Annotated in this window: 7 protein-coding genes; 5 read left to right on the top strand and 2 right to left on the bottom strand. The window is 63.5% G+C overall.

The window, feature by feature from the left end; translation table 11 throughout:
* Window positions 1-77 precede the first annotated feature (77 nt).
* Window positions 78-1,394, bottom strand: coding sequence for a 30S ribosomal protein S12 methylthiotransferase RimO (gene rimO, locus KYT87_RS27910; protein WP_046803110.1), 1,317 nt, complete (start codon window positions 1,392-1,394; stop codon window positions 78-80).
* A 376-nt stretch (window positions 1,395-1,770) separates the two neighbouring features.
* Between rimO and KYT87_RS27905 the strand changes: the two genes are divergently transcribed.
* The 5 genes from KYT87_RS27905 (at window position 1,771) to KYT87_RS27885 (ending at window position 19,663) form a co-directional block, all read left to right on the top strand.
* Window positions 1,771-3,483 (top strand): ShlB/FhaC/HecB family hemolysin secretion/activation protein, encoded by a 1,713-nt coding sequence (locus KYT87_RS27905; RefSeq protein ID WP_219991349.1) that lies wholly within the window; start codon window positions 1,771-1,773, stop codon window positions 3,481-3,483.
* 117 nt (window positions 3,484-3,600) lie between these two features.
* Complete coding sequence (locus KYT87_RS27900; RefSeq protein ID WP_219991348.1) at window positions 3,601-17,664, top strand: hemagglutinin repeat-containing protein; 14,064 nt, start codon at window positions 3,601-3,603, stop codon at window positions 17,662-17,664.
* A gap of 2 nt (window positions 17,665-17,666) precedes the next feature.
* A complete protein-coding gene (locus tag KYT87_RS27895; RefSeq protein WP_219991347.1) occupies window positions 17,667-17,999 on the top strand; it encodes a hypothetical protein in 333 nt (110 codons plus the stop codon).
* 168 nt (window positions 18,000-18,167) lie between these two features.
* Window positions 18,168-19,448, top strand: coding sequence for a DUF6862 domain-containing protein (locus KYT87_RS27890; RefSeq protein WP_219991346.1), 1,281 nt, complete (start codon window positions 18,168-18,170; stop codon window positions 19,446-19,448).
* Window positions 19,449-19,453: 5 nt separating this feature from the next.
* Entirely contained in the window at window positions 19,454-19,663 is a 210-nt protein-coding gene (locus KYT87_RS27885) for a hypothetical protein (protein ID WP_219991345.1), read from the top strand.
* Window positions 19,664-20,845: 1,182 nt separating this feature from the next.
* Here the strand turns inward: KYT87_RS27885 and KYT87_RS27880 are convergent.
* A complete protein-coding gene (locus KYT87_RS27880) occupies window positions 20,846-21,478 on the bottom strand; it encodes a LysE family translocator (protein ID WP_104142672.1) in 633 nt (210 codons plus the stop codon).
* Window positions 21,479-21,554 lie beyond the last annotated feature (76 nt).

Here is a 21,554-nt window from a genome sequence, read left to right as displayed (position 1 = left end):
CTGGCCGCTACACGGTATCGGCCAGGCGGTATCGGCCACACAGCAAGGGCGCCTGAAACTCAGGCGCCCTTGCTTTTTCAGAGGGCTTCGCCCCACAGATCGTATTCATCCGACTCGGTGACGCGCACGCGCACCAGATCGCCCGCTTTCAAGGGCTTGTCGGAACTGACGTACACACAGCCATCAATCTCCGGCGCGTCCGCGCTGCTGCGGCCGATAGCGCCGTCTTCGTCCACTTCATCGATCAGCACGTCGATCTCGCGGCCCACCTTGCGGGCAAGGCGCGCGGTGGAAATACCCTGCTGCAATTCCATGAAGCGTTCCCAGCGGTCTTGCTTCACGTCGTCGGGCACGGGATTGTCCAGCAGGTTCGCGGGCGCGCCTTCCACCGGCGAATACTGGAAACAGCCCACGCGATCCAGTTGCGCTTCCTGCATCCAGTTCAGCAGATACTGGAAGTCTTCCTCGGTCTCGCCGGGAAAGCCCACGATGAACGTGGAACGGATGGTCAGATCGGGGCAGATTTCACGCCAGCGCTTGATGCGCGCCAACGTCTTGTCTTCAAACGCCGGGCGCTTCATGGCCTTCAGAATGCGCGGGCTGGCGTGCTGGAACGGAATGTCCAGGTACGGCAGGATCTTGCCCTCGGCCATCAGCGGAATCACTTCGTCCACGTGCGGGTACGGGTACACATAGTGCAGACGCGTCCACACGCCCATTTCGGACAGCGCCAGGCACAGTTCCGTCATGCGCGTCTTGACCGGGCGGCCGTTCCAGAAACCGCTGCGGTACTTGACGTCGACGCCGTACGCGCTGGTGTCTTGCGAAATCACCAGCAGTTCCTTCACGCCAGCCTTGACCAGGCGTTCGGCTTCGCTGAGCACGTCGCCCACCGGACGGCTGACCAGGTCGCCGCGCATCGACGGAATGATGCAGAAGCTACAGCGGTGATTACAGCCTTCCGAAATTTTCAGATAAGCGTAGTGGCGCGGCGTCAGCTTGATGCCTTGCGGCGGCACCAGGTCCAGGTACGGGTTGTGGTCCTGCTTGGGCGGCGCGGCATCATGCACGGCGCGCACCACCTCTTCGTATTGCTGGGGGCCCGTCACCGCAAGCACGCTGGGATGCACCTTGCGGATCACCGATTCCTCGACGCCCATACAGCCGGTCACGATGACCTTGCCATTCTCGGCCAGCGCTTCGCCAATCGCTTCAAGCGATTCGGCCTTGGCGCTGTCGATGAACCCACAGGTGTTGACGACGACAACATCCGCGTCGTTGTATTCGGGCGTGACTTCGTACCCTTCGGTGCGCAGTTGGGTCAGGATGCGTTCGGAGTCGACCAGGGCTTTAGGACAGCCCAGGCTGACGAAGCCGACTTTGGGGGAAGACATGGAATACCTCGGTGGGCGCGAGCCGGCGCCAATGATCAAAACGTGCGCAATTTTAGCGCGGCGGAGCGGGGGCCGTTATTTTAGGGGAAACGCGGCGCATTCATAGCCTGGCGTGTCGCGTGCGTGCTGCTTTGCGTCGGTCACGTATTGCCGTCGAAGAGTTCACGAATTCAGCGGTCAAAAATCAGATAGTTACTAAAATCTTATAACGCCGGCCAACGACATTAATACGGCGTTCAAATTCTAGTAAAAATCAGATTTTGCTTATTCGCGCCGGTTTCCATTGTTTTTGACTATCTCGTCACGCAAACTGCCTCAACATTTAGTTTCAACGAGATAGAACGCGCCTTCGGCTTGCCGCGGGCGCGAAACCGTTATGAATTCCTATTGGTGCCGGCGAGTCGCCGCAGTGGTATTGATCGCGGCGGGCGCCTGCCCTACCGAACCCTTCGCGCAGACCCCGCCCGAGGCGGTATCGCGCCCTTCCGAAATTGAACGCAGGCAAGAGCAAGAGCTGGACGCCCAGCGCGCCCGCTCGGCCGAGCGCCCGGATGTCTTGTCGCCCGATGCCGCGCGCAGCAAAAGCGAGCTGCACCTGCCCGTTGAATCGCCTTGCTTTGTCATCGGTGACCTGAGCTGGGACGACGCGCCACCCCCTTCAGCCTTGGCCGGAGCCGCTCGCGCTGTCATCGGCCAATGCGTCGGGGGACAAGGGCTGCGGGCGTTTCAGGAATATCTGAACGCCTGGCTGATCCAGGATGGCCAGATCACGGCACGCGTGGTGGTGCCTGAACAATCGCTGGCGTCAGGCGCGCTGACGCTGCGCTTTCTGCCCGGCCGCATCTCGGGCGTGCAAGACGCCAATACCGTTGGATGGTGGCGCACCGCCTTGCCCACCGGCCCTGGCAGCGAACTGAATCAGCGCGATCTGGACCAGGCGCTGGAAAATATCCGCCGGCTTCGTGGCCAGGCGGACGCCACCATCGATGTCGGGCCCGGCCCCGAACTTGGTGACTCCGACATCATTCTGCGTCCGGGCACGGGCAAGCGTTGGCATGGCTACGTGGGCAGCGACAACGGCGGCCTGGACGCCATCGGCAAGTATCAGGTCAACGCCGGGCTGACCCTGGATTCCCCCTTGTTCCTTTATGACCAGCTGTCTGTGTCGTGGAACAGCAATGCGCGCTGGCGCGATGCGGACTCGAACACGCGGGCCGCGTCCATCAACTACAGCATCCCCTTTGGCTACTGGACGGCGTTTGCCGGCGCCAGCAAATCCACCTATCGCCAAACCGTGGCCGGTTTTGACGAACCCATCGTCTACGGCGGCACCACCAAGCAGTTGCAGGCGGGCGTGTCGGTGGTGCCCTATCGCGGTACCGACTACAAGGGCACGGCGACGATGGCCGTGCTGCGCAAGCGCGTCGGCAGCACGTTGAACGACGTCGCCATTGAAGTCCAGCGGCGCGACGTGACGGGCTACGACATCAACGTGGCGCACCGTCACTATGTGGGCCGAGCGGTGCTGGATGCCGGCGTGGGCCTGCGCGGCACGCTGGCCGGCCTGTCCGACCAACCCGGCTTCGTCTACGGCGACCCCGACTGGAATGGCCGCAGCACCATCGCGCTGGCCAATGCCGGGCTCTACCTGCCGTTTCAATTGGCGGACCAGCCCTGGGCGTACCACGTCAGCTGGCAGATCCAGCACGCCAAGACACCGGTCGTGCCGTCGGACTACTTCACCATCGGCAGTCGTTATGCGGTGCGCGGCTTTGACGGCCAGATGACGCTGGCGGCCGAAGACGGCTGGACGCTGCGCAACGATTTGTCGCTGGGCCTGGACAAGCTGCTTGGCGGCCCCGGTCATCAACTGTATGCCGGTCTGGACGCCGGACGCGTGGGCGGCGAGTCGGCGCGATGGCTGACCGGGCGCACGTTGGTGGGCGCGGTGGCTGGGCTGCGCGGCCGCCTATCCATCCCCTATGTCGATGCCAGCTATGACCTGTCTGCCGGCTGGCCGTTGAAAAAGCCGGAATCGTTAAAGACGGCATCCACCGTGTTCGCCGCAGCCGTGATGTTCGAGTTCTGATCCCGCGGCATTGCTCCGCCGGCCTTCCTGATTGATCTGGTCGACAAGACGCCGGGCTTGCCCCGGTGCTGCGCCGCTTGCGCCGCCGTCGACCTTTACGTTACCCGGGTACGCATGATGTCCAAGCTTCGTTCGATGATTGTCTGGTCCGTCGTTTTCTTGCAGGTCTGGTCGCCGGTGCTGGCGCAGACGTTGCCGATAACCGTCGACAAGAGCGTTGCGGGCGCCAAGCCTTCTGTCGGCGCAACCAATGGCGTGCCGGTAATCAATATCGCGCCGCCCACGGCGGGCGGGGTGTCCAACAACCGCTACACGCAGTTCAACGTGGGACCTTCCGGCGCGGTGCTGAACAACAGCGGCGGCGCCAGCCAGACCCAGTTGGCAGGGCAGGTGGGCGGCAACATCATGCTGGGCAACCAGCGCGCCACCACCATCCTTAACCAGGTGACCGCGCCGAACCCGTCGCAATTGCTGGGCACGCTGGAAGTGGCCGGCAACCGGGCCAACGTCATCGTCGCCAACCCCGCCGGCATCACCTGCAACGGCTGCGGCTTCTTGAACGCCGACCGCGCCACGCTGACGACCGGCCGTCCGCTGATTGGTGCTGACGGGCGTATCGGCTTTGACATCGCATCGGGCAACATCCGCGTGGATGGCGCCGGCTTGAACGGCGCCAACCTTGGTCAGGTCGACCTCTTGGCCCGCAGCTTGGAAATCAACGCCGGCGTGTGGGCGGATCGGCTTAACGTCACGGCCGGCGCCGCGCGCGTCGACTACGACACCGGCATCGTCACCGCGCAAAGCGGGCAAGGCGCCAAGCCCGACGTGGCGTTGGACACGGCTGCGCTGGGCGGCATGTATGCAAACAGCATCCGGCTGATCGGCACCGAAGCCGGGGTGGGCGTGAACATCGGCGGCAACCTGGTGGCGCTGACGGGCGACCTGCATGTGAACGCGGCGGGAGACGTGCGCATTACGCCCAGCGGCACGGTGCAAGCAGCCGGCGCGCTGCGCGTGGATAGCGGCCGGGACCTTGCCGTGCAAGGCGTGGCGCAGGCAGCGGGCGCGACCACGTTGGCCGCGCGCCGCGATGCAGACATTCAAGGCGCAGTCGCGGCCGGTGGGTCGTTGAACGTGACGGCGGGAAAGGGCGTGATTGTTGGCTCGCAAGGGGGCCTGCGTACCCAAGACGCGTTGCGCGTGACGGCAGGCCAGGATCTGGCGCTGTCGGGTCACTTGCTGACGGCTGATCAGAACATCATCGCGGTGGCGGGCCGCAACTTGAAGATGGCGGGCTTGCCGCTTGCCGGTGTTCAGCCGGGCCCGGGTGTGGGGAATGGCGACGGTAACGGCATCGGTAACGGCATCGGCATCGGCGACGGCAGTGGCGCTGGCAATGGCACTGGCAACGCCAACGCCAACGCCAACGCGATTGTCGATGCGCTCGCAGCGGGCGCATCGGCCGGCGGCGCGTCGCAAGCGTCCGGCGTCATCTCCGCCAAGTCCGGCATCACGCTTCAAGCGGGGCGCGACCTGGTGCTGCCGCGACAGATATACACGTCCGGCACGCTGTTGGCCCAAGCCGGCGCCAACATGGTCTCGGAAGCGGGCGCGCAGGCACAGTCGGCCAAGGGCATGACGATGCGCGCAGGCGTGGATGCCAATCTGGTTGGCGCGGCCTTGACGGACGGCGCGCTGTCGATCGGCGCAGGGCGAAACCTGCGCATGGACGGCAGCGCGCTGGCCTACGGCGGCGGCTTGGCGCTAAAGAGCGGCAACGATTTGCGTTTGGGTCAGACCAGCCGCGCGCAAGGCGCGGGCATCGTGGTGGACGCCGGTGGAGATGTCCGCGTCGGCGGTGACATGGTGTCCGGGGAAACCGTTGACGTGAAGGCGGCCGGCAGTGCGCTGCTGGCGGGCACGCTGAGTGGCAAGCAAGGCATACAGGCGCGGACGGGTGGCGCGCTAAGTGTCTCCGGCGCGGCGGACGCCGACCAAGGCGCCGTGACGCTGGCGTCGGGCGCTGACCTTTCGGTTACCGGCAGTGGCAGCGTGCAAGCGCGCGGTCCGGTCGCGTTGCACGCCAAGGGGGCGTTGAACGCAGCGGGCACGGTGTCGTCCATGGCTGCATTGACGGCCCAAGCAGCGCGTGACGCCAAGGTCAGCGGCAAGCTCTTGTCGGGCGGCCCCATGCGGCTTCAGGCGGCGGGCGATGTGGTGGCGGACACGAACGCGCGTCTGCAATCGGAAGGGGCAATGACGCTGCTGGCCGGGCAGGATCTGTCCTTGGCAGGCGAAGCCGAAACCAATGCGACCTTGAAGCTGAACGCCGGGCGTGACCTGCGCATCGACGGCGCGGCGCGCGCCTACACCGGCGCGGTTGCATTGAACGCCGACAACGCATTGCAGCTGGGCAAGACCAGCCGCGTGCAGGGCGACGGCGTATCCGTGCTGGCGGGCGGCGACTTGGTCGCTGATGGCTCGATGGCTTCACGGGGCGACATGGCAGTAGCGGCGGGCCGGGACGTGCGCGTCGGCGGCCAGGCGCAAGCCACGGGCAAGCTGGATTTGCACGGCGCGGGTGACGTCACGATTGCGAAGGGTGCAAGCGTGGATGCGGAACGCAGCGTGGCCGTCACGGCGGGGCAAGGCATCGCGATTGCCGGCGCGCTGCGCAGCAACGAAGGCAACCGTGTCGAAGCCCGGGGCGCATTGCGCCTGGGCGGCGAAACGTCTGCGGCGCAAGGCGCGCTTGAACTGTTGGCGGGCGGTGATCTGTTGGTCGGCAAGCACGGCAAGGCGTTGGCGGGCGGCACATTGCTAGGCCAAAGCGGCGGCGCGTTGACGGTAGACGGGGCGCTGTCCAGCAGGAATGCACAGAGGTTGACGGCGGCGAGCGACATTGCGATAGGCGGCCAACTGCTGTCCGGCGACACGCTGTCATTGCGCGCCGGTCAAGACCTGGGTATTGGCGCGGCCGCGCAAGTGCAATCCACCACGACCACAACGCTGAACGCCGGCCGCGATGCGAATCTGGCGGGCACGGCAGTCAGTGATGGTTCCATGGCGATGCACGCGGTGCGCGATCTGAATGTGGACGGCGCAGCGCTGGCCTACGGGGGCGCACTTGAGCTCCAGAGCGGCAAGGATCTACGCCTGGGTGCAAGCAGCCAGGCGCAAGGGGTAGGCGTGGCAGTGGCTGCGTCGCGTGACCTTCATACCCAGGGCGAAATTCTTGCCGAAGGCTCCGCGCTGCTGACGGCGGGTGATCGCGCAGTGCTGGGCGGCAAGCTCGCGGCCGATGGCGAACTGACGCTGCGGGCGGCGGGCACGGCCCAGCTTACCGGCGCATTCGAAGCGACGGGCGGTGCGTCCCTGTCGGGCGGCGAAGAGGTTGCGCTGGCAGGTAGCCTGCGCAGCAACCTGGGCACGCAGGTGGACGCGGCGCGCAAGTTGGATATCACTGGCGCCGTTGGTGCGGTGCAGGGCGCCGTATCCCTGGCGTCCGGCAGCGACCTGTCCATGGGTGCCAGTGGCCACGTGCACGCGGCGGGGCCGGTGGCCTTGCGTGTCGGCGGCGCACTGAGCGCGGCGGGCACGGTGTCGTCCATGGCGGCGCTGACGGCGCAGGTCGCGCGTGACGCCTGGGTAGACGGCAAGCTGTTGGCGGGCGGCAACCTGTTGCTTGATGCCGTCGGCAAGGTGACGGCGAGCGCGGCTGCGCGCTTGCAATCGGAAGGCGCCATCAACGTGTCGGCCGGCAAGGATTCGGCCTTGGCGGGCGAAGCGCTGGCCAACGCGGGCATTACGTTGGACGCGGGTAGCGACTTGCGCATCGATGGCACGGCGCGAGCGTATGACGGCGCACTGGCCATGAGCGCGGGCAACGCGCTGCGGCTGGGCGCGTCCAGCGGCACGCAAGGGGCAGGCATTTCGGCGCAGGCGGGCAGTGACCTTCACGCGGCGGGCACGATGGGGTCGCGCGGCGCCATCGATTTGGCTGCGGGCCGCGACGTTCGCGTGGACAGCACCGCGTCGGCAAGCGGCAATATTTCCTTGGCTGCGCGGCACGACTTGAGCATGGGCCAGACGGCGCAGTGGTATGTCGAAGGCGCGTCGCGCGCGACGGCGGGCAACGATATGACGTTGTCCGGCGCGTGGCGTGGCAATGGCGACATAACGCTGGCCGCCGTCGGCGCGTTGACGCTTGATGGCGAACTGGCCGCCAGCGTGGGCGGCCTGGACTTGAGCGCGGGACGAAACCTGTCGGTGGGCGCGTTGGCGCGCATCGCGGCGGCGGGGCCCGCACGTGTAGCAACAGACGGCGACCTGCTGGTGGCCGGCACCGTCAGTTCATTGAACGCGCTGACCTTGCAGGCCGCGCGCAATGCCCGCATCGGCAAGCAGCTGTACGCGGGTGGCGCGCTGGATGTGCGGGCCGGTCACATGCTGACCGTGGCGGGCGGCGCACAGCTTCAGTCCGACAGCGCAATGGCGCTGAAGGCGGGCCAGGATCTGAATATCGTCGGCACGGCGATGTCCGAAGGCAGCATGGCGCTGACGGCCGCGCGCGACCTGCGTGTGGATGGCGATGCGCTGGCCTACGGCGGCACGCTCGCCTTGAAGGGCGGCAACGATGTGCTGCTGGGCTCGGCGAGCCAGCTTCAAGGGCAGGGCGTTCAGGCGCAGTCCGGGCGCGACCTTGCTGCCGGTGGTGTGCTCGTTTCCAAGGGCGATGCGCAATGGCAGGCCGGCCGGGATATCGCGGTCGACGGCAAGGTGGGCGTGGACGGTTCGCTGGATCTGGTCGCCAAGAACGACGTGCGCGTCGGTACGACCGGGCAGCTTGAAGCGTCCGCCAACGCGCGTATCCAGGCAGCGGGTGCCGCAACGATCGCGGGCGCGGTGCGCGGCGATCACGGCGCGGTGATACAGAGCGGCGGCGCGATGGCCGTCACGGGCACCACGGCATCGGCCAAGGGGCCGTTGCAGTTGATTGCCGGACAAGACCTGGGCCTGTCATCCGACAGCCAGACGCTGGCGGGTGGCGCTTTGCTGGCACGCGCGGGCGCGTCGCTGATAGCGGCCGGCACGTTGTCATCGCTGGCCGATGCGGTCCTGGATGCCGGCTCCAACATAACGCTGGCGGCCCAGAGTCTGGCGACGGGCGCTATCACCGCAAACGCCGGCGGCGTCTTGGCCGCCTTGGCGGGCTCTCGGTTGCAGGCGGATAGATCTGTCGACGTCCACGCAGACAGCGCGGCGTTGTCGGGCACGCTGGTGGCCGGACAATCGGCGCAGCTGCGCGTACAGCGGGACCTGACGGTGGATGGCACTGTGCTGGCCGACGCGGGCACGCTTACCGCCAGCAGTGGTGGCGATATGACGCTGGGCAGCGCAAGCGAACTGCAAGCCGGCGGAAAACTGCTGGCGCAGGCGGGCGGAAAGTTACGAGCGGCGGGCACCCTATCCGGTGAAACCGACATCGTCATGCAAGCGGAGTCGGATGCCGAACTGAGCGGCAAGACGGTCGCCAACGGTACGCTTGAAATCAATGCTGGCAGGGATCTGACGGTTGCGGACAAAGCCTTGGCACAGGGCAGCCGCAACTTGCTGCTGACCGCTGGCCAAGACCTGCGCATCGCCGGTACGGCGGGCACGGCAGAGGACGCTGGCAACTTGGGCATGGACACCAAGGGCGCGGCGGCTGGGGGCGATGCCGCCCAGCGTGCAGACGCCAAGCGTGCAGACACCGAAGGCACGGATACCGAAGGCACAGACCTCGAAGGCACGGGCTCTCGCGGCATCCGCACCAGAAGCGCGGACGCCAAGAAAGCAGCTACCACCGGCGGCACGCTTAGCGCACAGGCCGGTCGCGATCTGTCCATCACGGACACCGGCACGGTCACCGCGGGCTCCCCCATTGCACTGAAAGCCGGTCGTGACATCAACATCGACGGCATCGCAACAGCCCTTGCGGGCACGTTGCAAGCCGACGCAGGCGCCAAGCTCCAAGTGGGCGCCTTAGGTCGGATGCAAGCGTCCGACACCCTTGCCGCAAGCGCAGGCACTGATCTGGATTCCGACGGCGTCGTTGCGGCGGGCGGCGGCCTCACGCTGGCAGCGGGCGGTAGCGCCCGATTGGGCGGCGCTGTGGCTGCTTTGGGCGAGCGCGCGGCCGGGGATGCGCAGATCTCCGCGCAACACGACCTGACCATCAAGCAAGGCGGACAAGTCCAGGCCGCCGGTGCGCTAAGCGCGCACGCAGGCCAAGACCTCAGCGCGTTGGGGGCGTTGAGCTCGGTTGCCGACATGGCACTGACTGCCGCGCGCGATGTGCGCGTGGACGGCACCGTGGCTTCCGATGCCAACCTGACGCTGAACGCACGCAACCTGACCGTTGCCGCAACCGGTCTTGCCCAAGCAGGCGACACGCTTGCCGCCACCGCCCAAGAGGCCGTGCTGGTGGCTGGGCGCATGTTGGCGGGGCATTCGCAATCGTTGATCGCGGGTAACGCCCTGACGGTGCAAGGCACGGTTGCCGCGTTGAACGGCGACCTGACGATGACCTCGCGCCAAGGCGACGTGGCGTTGGACGCGGCATCGACCGTGCAGTCCAGCGGCATGTTGACGGCCGATGCCGGCGCTGCGCTGCGCGCCCAGGGTTCGCTGGCCGCAGGCCAAGGCATGACCTTGCGCGCAGGCACGGATGCCGCGCTGGGTGGCGTCACCGCCACGCAGGCGGGCGACTTGAACGCCTTCGCCGCGCTCAACATGACCGTTGCGGCAGACGGCCGCCTTCAATCCGCCGGCGCGCTGACCCTGAAAGCGGGCGGCACACTGGCCAACGCGGGCGTGGTGTCGGCCAATGACGGCGCCAGTGTCAGCGCCGGCGCCGCGTTGCTGAACCAGGGTTCCGTCCTGGCAGGCGGCGACCTGCTCGTCACCACACCGGGCGTGCTCGACAACGCGGGGCGATTGGTCGCCGGCATGGACCGCGAAGGCGCCCTTAACCAGCCGGGCAGCCTCACGCTGAAGGCCGGCCACATCGTTCATCGCGGCACCAGCCTGGCCGGCAAGGACCTGACGCTTGCCGCAGGCAACCTGGACCTTGCGCATGGCGCGCTGTCCGCAGTGGGCAACGTCACGCTGGTCACGCCGGGAGACATCGACGCCCGTCGGGCCGTCGTACAGGGCGGCGGCGTGGAAATCTCGGCCGCCAACCTGAACAACCAGGCAGGCAAACTGACCTCGACCGGCGCGGCCAGCCTGACGCTGGCGGGCACGCTGGACAACACCGACGGGCTCATCGCCGCGGCGGGGGACTTGAACATCGCCGCCACCACGGTCGTCAACCGCGAGGGCACGCTGGCGGGCGGCAATCTTGTACTGAAAGCCAGTGCCAGCGTCGACAACCGCGCCGGTTTGATCCAGGCCGATAACGCACTGACGCTGACGTCAGGGTCGCTGGATAACAGCGCCACGCTTGCGGTGGCGGGTGGAGCACCGAAGGGCGTGCTGGGCAAGGTGGTTGCCATCGTGGCGGACCGCGTCGACAACCAAGGCGGATCCATCCAGGCGGGGCAGGATCTGACCCTGACCACGCGGGAACTGGATAACCAGGGCGGTGAGGTGGCCGCGCAAGGCAACGCCCGCATCGTGGCCGACACCTTGAAGAATGGTCAGGGCAAGCTGCTGGCGGGCAACAGCCTGACCGTCATCGCGCAGGTCTTGCATGGCCTGGGCACGCTGCGATCGGCGGGCGATCTCAGCTTTCACTATGCGGGCGCGTTGAACCAGACGGGCGACCTGTCCAGCGGTCGCGATTTGAACCTGTCGCTGGGCGGGGCGCTGGATAACAGCGCCACCATCAGCGCTGGGCGCGACCTGAGCATCCAGGCGGATTCGCTGGTCAACCATGCCACCGGCCAACTTTTGGCGGGCGGCGGCAACACCCTTAACGTCACGCACGGCCTGACGAACGCGGGCCTGATCGACGGCGCCATCACGCGCATCAACGCCGGCCGCGTGGACAACCTGGCCCGCATCTACGGCGACAAGGTCGCGATTCAGACCCACACGCTGGTCAACAGCGCCGGGGTAGGCGGGGGCGCGGTCATCGCGTCCCGTGGCGCCATGGACCTGGGCGTGGCTTCACTGGTGAATCGCGATCACGCGCTGATCTACGCCGGTGCGGACCTTTCCATTGGCGGCGCGCTGGATGCCGGCGGCAACGCGGCGGGGTACGCGGGGTCGTTGTTGAACTCGGGCGCCACCATCGAAGCGGCGGGCAACGCCCGCATTTCCGCGGCGTCGTTGTTGAACCAGAACGCCGGCTATAGCAGCCAGACGGTAGTGGTGTCGTCTCAACCCAAGGTGTACTTCACCCCGGCGGGCAGCACCGACATGTACGACGCCGAGACCAACTGGCTGTGTGACGAGGTCACCCCTCAGTGCAGCAAGGACCCGGCTTGGCTGGACGACGATCCCGAGCGCATGTTCCTGCTGCCGTCCGACAAATATCCGGCGGCGCGCTACGGCCCGCCGTTCGACTACACCCCGGGTGGAAAACGCAAGGCGGGTGTCAGTTCGCCGATCGCGTTGGCTTATACCCCGGCCGACGTCGCTTGCAGCGGCGGCGACGCGGGCGGCGGATGCTGGGACGTGCCCGAATGGTTCGGCTATGGTTCCGATGCGCGCATATGGTCGATATTCGGCATCACCCCGCCGTCGGGTTCCGTACCGATTTGGATCCCTCCGGAAGCGCCATGCTTTAGCAACAGCCCGGCGTGCCTTGCCGAAGGCGCTCGCCGCAAGGCGTATGAAGCCGCGCATGCCGCGTACACGGAGCCCTACAAGATCCTGGACGCCCGCATCCGCGAATTCAACGCCGATTTCCGCAACCGCCTGGTCGGTACGCTGACGTACTACCAAGTCAACGAAACCGTCACCGAAACGCGCACGCTGTCGTCGGACCCGGGCAAGATCCTGTCCGGCGGCGCGATGACGCTGGCCGGTGCCGTTACCAACGACAAAAGTCAGATCGCCGCGGGCGGCGCGCTCCGCGTGGCTGGCCCCGCCATCCACAACATAGGCGCGGGCGGCCAGCGCACCGTCGTGCGCGAGGGCACGGCCACGGTCTCGCAGGCGCGGTCCAAGGACCGCAAGGAATACTCCTCCGGCTACACGGCCACCCTGGCCGGTCAAGCCATCGAGCTTCCCGTGGGAACCTCGGGCGGACACACCAACGTCGCGTTGGCCGGATCGGCTCCGGGCAACACGGGTATCGGCAAGCCGGGCCCAGTGCTGGTCGCCAGCCTGGAGCTGCCCGGCGGCACGGAGGTGCGCACCGTTTCCAACCCCGCCAGCATTCCCGACAACCAGCTGTTCACCGTAGACAAGCGCCCCGATGCGCCGTACCTCGTCGCGACCGACCCGCGCTTTATCGGCCAACGGCCCACGGTATCCAGCGACTACCTGTTCGATCTGCTGCGCCAGCCCGACGCATTGCCGGGCACCACGGTCGCGGGCGGGGCGGGCGCGGGCGCCGGGCTTGCCGGCCCGCGCCCCGACAAGCCTGCTGACGCCGATCGTGTGCACGTCGCCATCGGCAATGGCGCCGTCGCGCAGCAAGCAGCGGCAGGCCCTGCCGTGGGCGCAGGTTCCGGCGTGGACGCGCAGCGTCTGCACGCCCCGGCTGCCACCAACGTGGGTAACGCCGCGCTGGACGGCGGCGGCACCATTGCCGGCAACGCCGTGCCAGGCGGCAAGACGCTGTCCGGCGCGCGGCTGCCCGGCTGGGACGCCCTGTTGCCCCCCGGCGCCAAGTTTCTGACGCCCTCGGGCCAACCCAAGCGTCTGGGCGATGGCTTCTACGAGCAAAAGCTCGTATCTGACCAAATCCTGTCCACAACTGGACTACGGTTCCTGGACCGCTTCGGCGACAACGACAGCCAATACAAGGCCCTGATGGCGGAAGGCGCCAAGTTCGCGCGGGCCAACAACGTCCAGGTCGGCGTGGCGCTGACCGATGAGCAACAACGCCGGCTGACCAGCGATCTTGTGTGGCTGGTCGAACAAACCGTCACCCTGCCGGACGGCAGCACCGACACCGTGCTGGTGCCCAAGGTCTACCTGGTTGTGCGCAAAGGCGACCTGAAGGGCGACGGCACATTGATGGCCGGCCGCGACGTCAAGCTTGCGGCGGACGGCGACATCGTCAACAGCGGCACGATCGGCGCACGCCATGCCACGGTGATGAGCGCGTCGAATATCGTCAACCGGGCGGGTGGTTTGGTGCAGGGGGCGGTCGTGGATCTGGCCGCACGCGAAGACCTGACCAACCTAGCCTCGCTGATTCAGGGCGATTCCGTCACGCTGAAGGCGGGGCGCGACATCGCGCTGACCTCGACGGCGGCATCGGAAAACAACGGCGCAGCCTGGGGCTCGTACCTCTCGGGCGTCTCGCGCGTGGACGCCGGCAATCTCAGCATGCAGGCGGGTCGCGACGTGACGTTGACGGCGGCACAGGTGGCCGCCAAGGACGACGTGCGCGTGCAGGCAGGCCGGGATATCAATCTGGCCACGCTTGAGGAAAGCCACGGCGAATCGCTGGTGCTTAACAAGAAGAATCGGCATGACCTCGCCACCAGCAAGGAGATCGGTTCCAGCATTGCCGCTGATGGCAACGTCACGTTGATCGCGGGGCAGGACGTCAACGCACGTGCCGCTGACGTCACGGCCGGTGAGCAGTTGGCCGTTGGCGCCGGCCGCGACATCAACTTGATCGCCGGCGTGCAAAGCGGCTCGGCCTACGACGAAACGCATTACAAGACCCGTGGCTTCCTGTCCTCGAAGACCACGCATACCAAGACGGCCCTTGACTGGGAACAGGCCCTGGCCACTACCTTCACCGGCGACACCGCCCTACTGATGGCCGGGCGCGACTTGAGCGTGGCGGGTTCGAACGTTGGCGCGCAGAAGGATCTGGTGATGTCGGCCGACCGCGACGTCAACATTCTGGCCGGCCAGAACGCCGAGGACGGCTACGACTACAAGATGGTCAAGAAGTCAGGCTTTGGCGCCATGGGCGGTTTGAGCTATGGCACCAGCAAGCAGACGGATTCGCTTGATAGCAAGAAGGTTTTCCACAACGCCAGCACAGTCGGAAGCGTCGAAGGCGATGTGCTGATCAACGCTGGCAGCGCTCTCAATATCAAGGGCAGCAACGTCATCGCACGCCAGGGCGACATCACGCTGATCGGCAAGGAAGTCAACATCGGCGCGGCGCTGGATACCACGCAAGAGAAGGAATTCCATGAGATCAAGCAGACGGGGTTGACGCTGACCGCGAGCAATCCCATTGTCAGCGCCGTGCAGACAGGCGCGCGGATGGCTGATGCTGCGGGCAGGACGGACAACGCCGTCATGAAGGGCTTGGCAGGTGCCACGACAGCCCTGGCGGCCGCCAACGCCTACGACGCCGTGCAGGCGTCCGCGAAGGCTGCCGCGGCGGCGGAAGCCGTCAAGCCCGGCTCATCCAACGCGCTCGACAAAGCGGGTGGCGTGAGTATCAAGCTCAGCCTGGGTACCAGCAAGAGCACCAGCACGACGAACCGTAATTCGTCCAGCGCCTTGGGTTCGACGGTGGCGGCCGGCAAAGACCTGACCATCGTCGCCCAAGGTGCTGACAAGGACTCGGACATCACCGTCACGGGATCGAACCTGTCGGCGGGCAACAACGCGGTGCTCAAGGCCGAAGGCGACATCCTCTTGCAGGCTGCCCGCAACGCGTTCGAGCAGAAAACCGATAGCAAGAGCAGTAGTGCCAGCATCGGCATCGGCTATTCCACGGGCGGCCAGCAAAACGGCTTCACCCTTGAACTGGGCGCCTCGGTCGGACGCGGAAAGGCCAACGGCCGCGATGAAAGCTGGACCAACAGCAATATCACGGCAGGCAATGTGCTGGCGATGCAGTCTGGCGGCGATACCACGCTAAAGGGCGCGGTGGGCCGCGCTGATGGGATCATCGCGTCAGTGGGCGGCGATCTACTTCTGGAGAGCTTGCAGGACAGCAGCAAGTACGACTCCAAGAACAAGAGCGCGGGCTTTGGGCTGAGCCTTTGCATTCCGCCGTATTGCGTGGGCTCAAGCAGCGTCTCAGCCAACGCCAGCACCGGCAAGATGAACAGCGACTTCAAGTCCGTCACGGAACAGACGGGTTTGTGGGCGGGTGACGGCGGCTACCAGATTGATGTCAAGAACAACACCAAGTTGGTAGGCAGCGTCATCGCCAGCAGCGACCAGGCGGTGGCCGATGGCTTGAACAAGCTGACCACGGGCACGCTGGTTACGGAAGACATCAAGAACACCGCCAAGTACAGCGGCAGCCAGGTGTCGATTGGGGGAGGTTTCGGATTTGGTGGCGACGCCAAGGCGAGCGATTCGGGCCTGGGCACGACCAAGGGCGGCCAGGTGGCTGGCGGCGCAACGAAGGACCACGGCACTTCGGTCTCCACTGGCAGTAACGGCTTTGGCATGGGCACGCCGGTGGTTGTGGCGGCCAGCGGCAACAGCAGCTCGACTACGAAGAGCGCGATCAGCGGCGGCACGATCGTGATCCGAAATGAAGCCGCGCAGCAAGACCTTACCGGGATGACGGCAACAGAAACGATCGCCGCGCTGAACCGGGATACGGCGGGTACGTTGAATGCGCTGAAGCCAATTTTTGATAAGGAGAAGATCGAGGCGGGGTTTGAGATTGCGTCGGAAGCTCAGCGGCAGGTTGGTCAGTTTTTGACGAATCGGGCGCAGGAGGCTGATGCGCTGAAGAAGGAGATGGATGCTGAACCTGAGGGTCCGCGCAAAAGGCAGCTTGCTGCGCAACATGCCGAAGCCGCTAAATGGGCGCCCAATGGCCAGTATCGTTTGATCGCTACGGCAATAGGCGCGGCTGCGGGTGGCAACGTCACCGGGGGAGCGACTCAGTTTGTTCAATCGGCAGCCGTGAACTATCTGCAAGGTCTGGGCGCGTCCAAGATCAAGGATCTTTCGGGCAGTGTGGGCGGGGAAGGTTCCCCCGGGCATATCGCGCTGCATGCAGTGCTTGCCTGCTCGGGCGCAGCCGCTCAGGGGGCGAACTGTGGAGCCGGCGCGGTAGGTGCCTCGGCCAGCATCTTGGTCAACAGCCTCCTGCAAAAGATCTCGGCCAAGGACCCTGAGGAGCTGGGCGCCGAGGAGAAAGACCAACGCGCCAACCTGCTCGTTTCGATCATCGCGGGCATCGCAGGGGCGCTTTCGCCAGAACAAGCGGCAATGATTGCAACTGCTGCTCGTCTCGAAGCGGAAAACAATACGCTTCGGGATCACACACAGGTTCGCTCGGCGAGGTTCGACGAGAAGGTTAAGGCCTTGGCGGATTGTGTTGGCGATCGACCGTGCCAAACTGCTGCGGGTCACTTCGACGGCTGGATCCGGATCATCGATGAACGAGATCTTCCCGCCTGCGGAGGAGAGGCGACCTGCATTCAAAACAGGTTGGACGAACGGGACGCCTATACGGCCGGACTGGCTACGGCCACCGGCCGGATGAAAGACCCGTTGATAGCCGGCATGGATTTGCTGGATGCGCGCAATAAGAGTTTTTATGATCGGTTGACGCTGAAAGACTCTTTGGTTCGTTTTCAGTCGGGGACGCCAGACTACACGAGCGAGGTAGATCGCTTCGTAGTCGAGGCGATGATGTCGTCGCCGGCGGTATTTGCGGCGGTCAAGGGGATATCTGCGCTAGATAGCGACGGTGGCGGTGGAGGACGGCCGGCAAAGGGCAGCGATATTGGGGCGAAAGGAGCAGGAAGTGCAAACCAAACTTCTGGCCCTATGGGCCGTTTGGTCTATGAAGCAGCCCCATATCACGGGAAAGTTGACAATGCCCTTAAGAGTCGGGCTCCGAAGAATGGGCAAGAAGCTCTAAATACGTCGATTCAAATCAAGCCAACATCTCTTCGACGAGTCGGGGTTGACTACGAGTCGAAAGAGTTTGTGGTATTTGATAGAACTTTGGATTCGACCTATCACGGTCATGTCCGCCCTTGGGAAGGACTGCACCAGGATATGAAAAGGGCGTTACAGCAAGCTGGTGTTGTCGATCGTAAGGGAAATTTTATTAATGGGAAAAATTGATTGTGGATTATAAAGACTATCCAAAAATTAATAGGAATGACGCTGAGATAGCGTTTGCGTCCGGCGATGTAAGAAGTATTTGTGAGGCGTTGGTTTCCGTTTCTCTATACGGGGAGGATGGCAAATGGGCACAAAATAAATGCCTAGAATTTCTCCGCAGCGAAAACTCTGACATCAAAGGGGTTGCGGCGATCGGTCTTGGGCATATCGCTCGGGTACATCGCCAGCTTGATAAGGAAAAAGTGCTAGCCGCTCTGAGAAGACATCAGCATGACGTAGCTATTTCAGGGCAAGTTGAGGATGCTATAGACGATATTAATATGTTCGTGCCCTGATGGCCCATCTGAGCTCTATTGGGCGCCGATAGCATAGGTGGAAAATTAGTGATTCGCACCGCAATATTTTTGCCGTTGATATTTGCTGTGGACGTAGCCTAGCCTGCCGATCACATTATTGGCATGTCGGCGAATCGGGCGAAGGAGGCTGATGCACCGAAGAAGGCGATGGATGCCGAGACGGATCCCGCGCTCAAAGACGATCTCAAGGCCCGGTATGACGAAGCAGCAAAGCGGGGGCCGAACGGCGCGTATCGGCTTGGAGTGACCGCCATTTCAGCAGGCGCGGGGGGAGATGTCACGGGAAGTGCGGGGCAATTCTTGCAATCTGCCGCGGCGAACTACCTGCAGGCGTTAGGCGCCGGCAAGGTGAAGCAGATTGCGGACACTTTGGACAGTGAGACTGCGCGGACGGCATTACAGGGATTGGTTGGTTGCGCTGGAGCCTTCGGTCAAGGAAGCCATTGTGGCGCCGGCGCAGCGGGGGCTGCGGCGAGTGTCGTACTTAACAACCTCATTCAGGGTCTTTCGGGGCAAGGTGCCAAGGACGTAACGGCGGGGGAGAAGGAGTCACGAGCCAATCTGGTCGCCAGTCTCGTCGCGGGCCTTACCGTAGCACTGGGTGGAGATAGTGCTGTTGCGACCCTCGCCGCCCAGATCGGGACCGAGAACAACTACTTCGGGCAAAAATCCGAGGGTTTCAGGGCGTCTGAACAACGGCAATTTGATGCGGCGATTGCTTCTTGCGGCCCTAGGAACCCTGATGGCTGCGATCGGGCTCGGGAGCTGAGCGGCATGTCGGCGGAACGCGACAAAGAGCTGGCAAGCGCTTGCGTAGATCGAGCATCTTCCCTGTGCCGCGCAGCAATCCAGCTGGCGACAGCTAGCGGTAACGTCGTGTTCTTTGATAAGCAGGGTAAGCCGCTTGCTGTTCCGGCGGGTTCTCCTACGATCCAAGCGACGCCCGACCTGCGGGACGGGACTTGGCACGACACCATCGCTGCTAGTGTTGCTGAAGGGTTGGCGATTGATAGTGGTGGCAGGGCACTGAGTGGGATCGGTTCTGCCATCCGTGGGCTATTTAGACCTGGGGTGGCCGAAATTGCTGTTGCTGCAAAGGGCGCAGGTGATGCAGCACGCCTAGCGAATGCCGCGAAGCTCCGTGGGCAACTTACTGGGCGAGAGATATCTGGCGGTCATGCGTTTGAAAAGCATGTTATTCAGAAGGGCGAATATAAAGATCTTGGCATAACTACTCGCGAACAGTTTGCCTTGCATATCGAAAGTGTCGTTAATAAACCAACCGCATTTCGTGGGTTAAGTGGTGGACGCACTGCATACTGGGATAATGTCAGTGGCACAGTCGTTATTAGAAACCGTAAGGCGGTTGATGGTGGTACGGCATTCCGTCCTGTGAATGGGAAAGCTTACTCTGATGGTTTGAGGTGATTGTTATGGAAATGATTAGTTCTTCGCGTAATTTGGCGAATGTTGGCCTTAGCCGAGACGAGATCGTCGTCTTGCATGCTGCTTTAAATGAAATATGTAATGGGATAGATGTGTTTGAATTTGACACCCGAATTGGCGTAAATCTAGAATTTGCAACGAATTTGCTTCACGCGCTTGGTTCAGTGCTTAATGGCATGGATCATCTATCCGGCTGATTTTCAAGGGCGTCGATCTAGTGCCGGCCGCACACAGGAGCAAGGGATTTTCGGCGGGGAGATATTCCGGGTGGAAGGTGAACTTAATAAATCTATTTTCTTATGTCGAGTGTAGGGGGCAAAACTCTGGATAACCTAGCCCAGAAGGTTGGTAAAAGTAAAATTTAAGGTAGTCGGACTTCGTGGTCTAAGAATGGCGGTTTAGCAGTGATTTATAGCGCTACGGCAGGCAGGTTGGGCATATCCAATCAGTAAGGATGAAGTGAGCGCCATGGAAATATCGGAAAGCCTTCAAGATGAATTGGAAGGTTATCGCTCTAGCACCTCTATCATTCGTCAGTATCTAAGTGTCTATGCAGGGGAATGCAGTGGGTTGGTAGAAAAAATATCCACCTGCTTTTTTTTTGAACAGACGCAAACGTACCTTGATGCTTTGCATGAATTTTAATGCAGGCTTTCTACTGTAAGGTAATAAATTCCAGAAAACGGTTTCCCCAGCCCGAACGGTTGGATTTGATCGCTACGTTAATGATCATTTTTAGGTGATCTCGAATCTGCCTCGTACGCCGCCGAAGCGGTATGCAAGGCGTTGAATAGCGAGCTCCCAAATGCTATGGACGCTGCGGGCGTCAAAGCAACTGTTAAAGCCCGCCCTGTGGAGGCCCCCACAGTCAGGCCTCCAACGATGAAAGAGGACGCAGCGTCTATCGGGGCGAGGTACGTGGTGGTCGTCGGTCGGGCCAATGGATTCGCAGGCTGTCAACAATATCCTCCCAGCGTGGGCGTCATCATTCGTCTGTACGACGCCGTATCTGGAGAATATCGAGCCATGGCCGAAGAAACGTATCGGATATCTCTGCGCGATTTCTCGAATCGCGGCCCTACAGCAGAAGGGCAGAAAATTGCGGCTAGCCTGGCGAATAAGCTCGCGCGTACGATGTTGAAGCGATGCACTGAGAGGTACTCATATCAGTGCGAGAAGTTTGGAGAACTGCGCTTTGCTGAGCCACGAGATTCGTACGGCAAATGACGCAGCACGTAGAGGCTGGCGCTTGATGAGCTGGCCGCGAAGACGTGGCTTCGCCATTGCACCATCCGTTGGGCGTTCTAGATCTGATGTGAATTCGAAACGCGGGCAGCAGTTTGCGAGTTAGGGGCTGGCCAAGCAACGTAATCCCCCACCTACCCCGCCCCCCGCCGATAAACCGCCAGCATCCCCGCCAGCCCAATCATCACGCCGCCACAAACTCGGTTCAGCCACCGTAACCCCGAGCCTCTGAACACCCGCACCATCTGCGCACCCAACGCCGCATATACCAGCATCGTCAGCACATTAATCGTGGCGAGCACCCCCGCCACAATCGCGTATTGCGCCAATAGCGGTGCCTGAGGATCAATAAACTGCGGCAAGAACGCAGACATGAATAACAGCGCCTTGGGATTGGTCAGCGCCACCAGAAAACTGCGCATCCCCAGCGCCAAGCCGGCCGGTCGCTCTATATCCGTAGCCGCAGACGGCAATACCAACGCAGCATCCGACCGCAGCATCTTCCAGCCCAGATAGGCCAAATACCCCGCGCCCACCCATTTAATAATCTGGAATGCGACTTCAGACGCGGCCAGCACCACTCCCAAACCCGAAGCCACCGAGCCGACTAGAATCAAGTCGGCCAGTACCGCGCCGGCCATGCCCCAGCTGGCGGCGCGCACGCCGTGGCGCGAGCCGTTGCTCATGGCAAGCAGCGTGGTGGGACCGGGGGTGATGATGGCGACGGCCGAGGCCAGGATGAACAACAGCAAGGTGGCGGTGGACATACAGCGGGCTCCTAGGCAGCGGCCAGTTTGATCTGGCCAGCGCCATTCGTCCAGGTCCGGCTACCATATCGGTCTT

The organism is Achromobacter sp. ES-001 (genome assembly GCF_019448355.1).
GTDB lineage: Bacteria > Pseudomonadota > Gammaproteobacteria > Burkholderiales > Burkholderiaceae_B > Achromobacter > Achromobacter spanius_B.
This window is presented reverse-complemented; position numbering and strand designations above follow the sequence as displayed.

What these genes read in the sequence shown, in the direction of transcription:
- KYT87_RS27880 (WP_104142672.1), bottom strand. Translation starts at nt 21,478, where the DNA reads ATGTCCACCGCCACCTTGCTGTTGTTCATCCTGGCCTCGGCCGTCGCC.
- KYT87_RS27900 (WP_219991348.1), top strand. Translation starts at nt 3,601, where the DNA reads ATGTCCAAGCTTCGTTCGATGATTGTCTGGTCCGTCGTTTTCTTGCAG.
- KYT87_RS27890 (WP_219991346.1), top strand. Translation starts at nt 18,168, where the DNA reads ATGGATGCCGAGACGGATCCCGCGCTCAAAGACGATCTCAAGGCCCGG.
- rimO (WP_046803110.1), bottom strand. Translation starts at nt 1,394, where the DNA reads ATGTCTTCCCCCAAAGTCGGCTTCGTCAGCCTGGGCTGTCCTAAAGCC.
- KYT87_RS27885 (WP_219991345.1), top strand. Translation starts at nt 19,454, where the DNA reads ATGGAAATGATTAGTTCTTCGCGTAATTTGGCGAATGTTGGCCTTAGC.
- KYT87_RS27905 (WP_219991349.1), top strand. Translation starts at nt 1,771, where the DNA reads ATGAATTCCTATTGGTGCCGGCGAGTCGCCGCAGTGGTATTGATCGCG.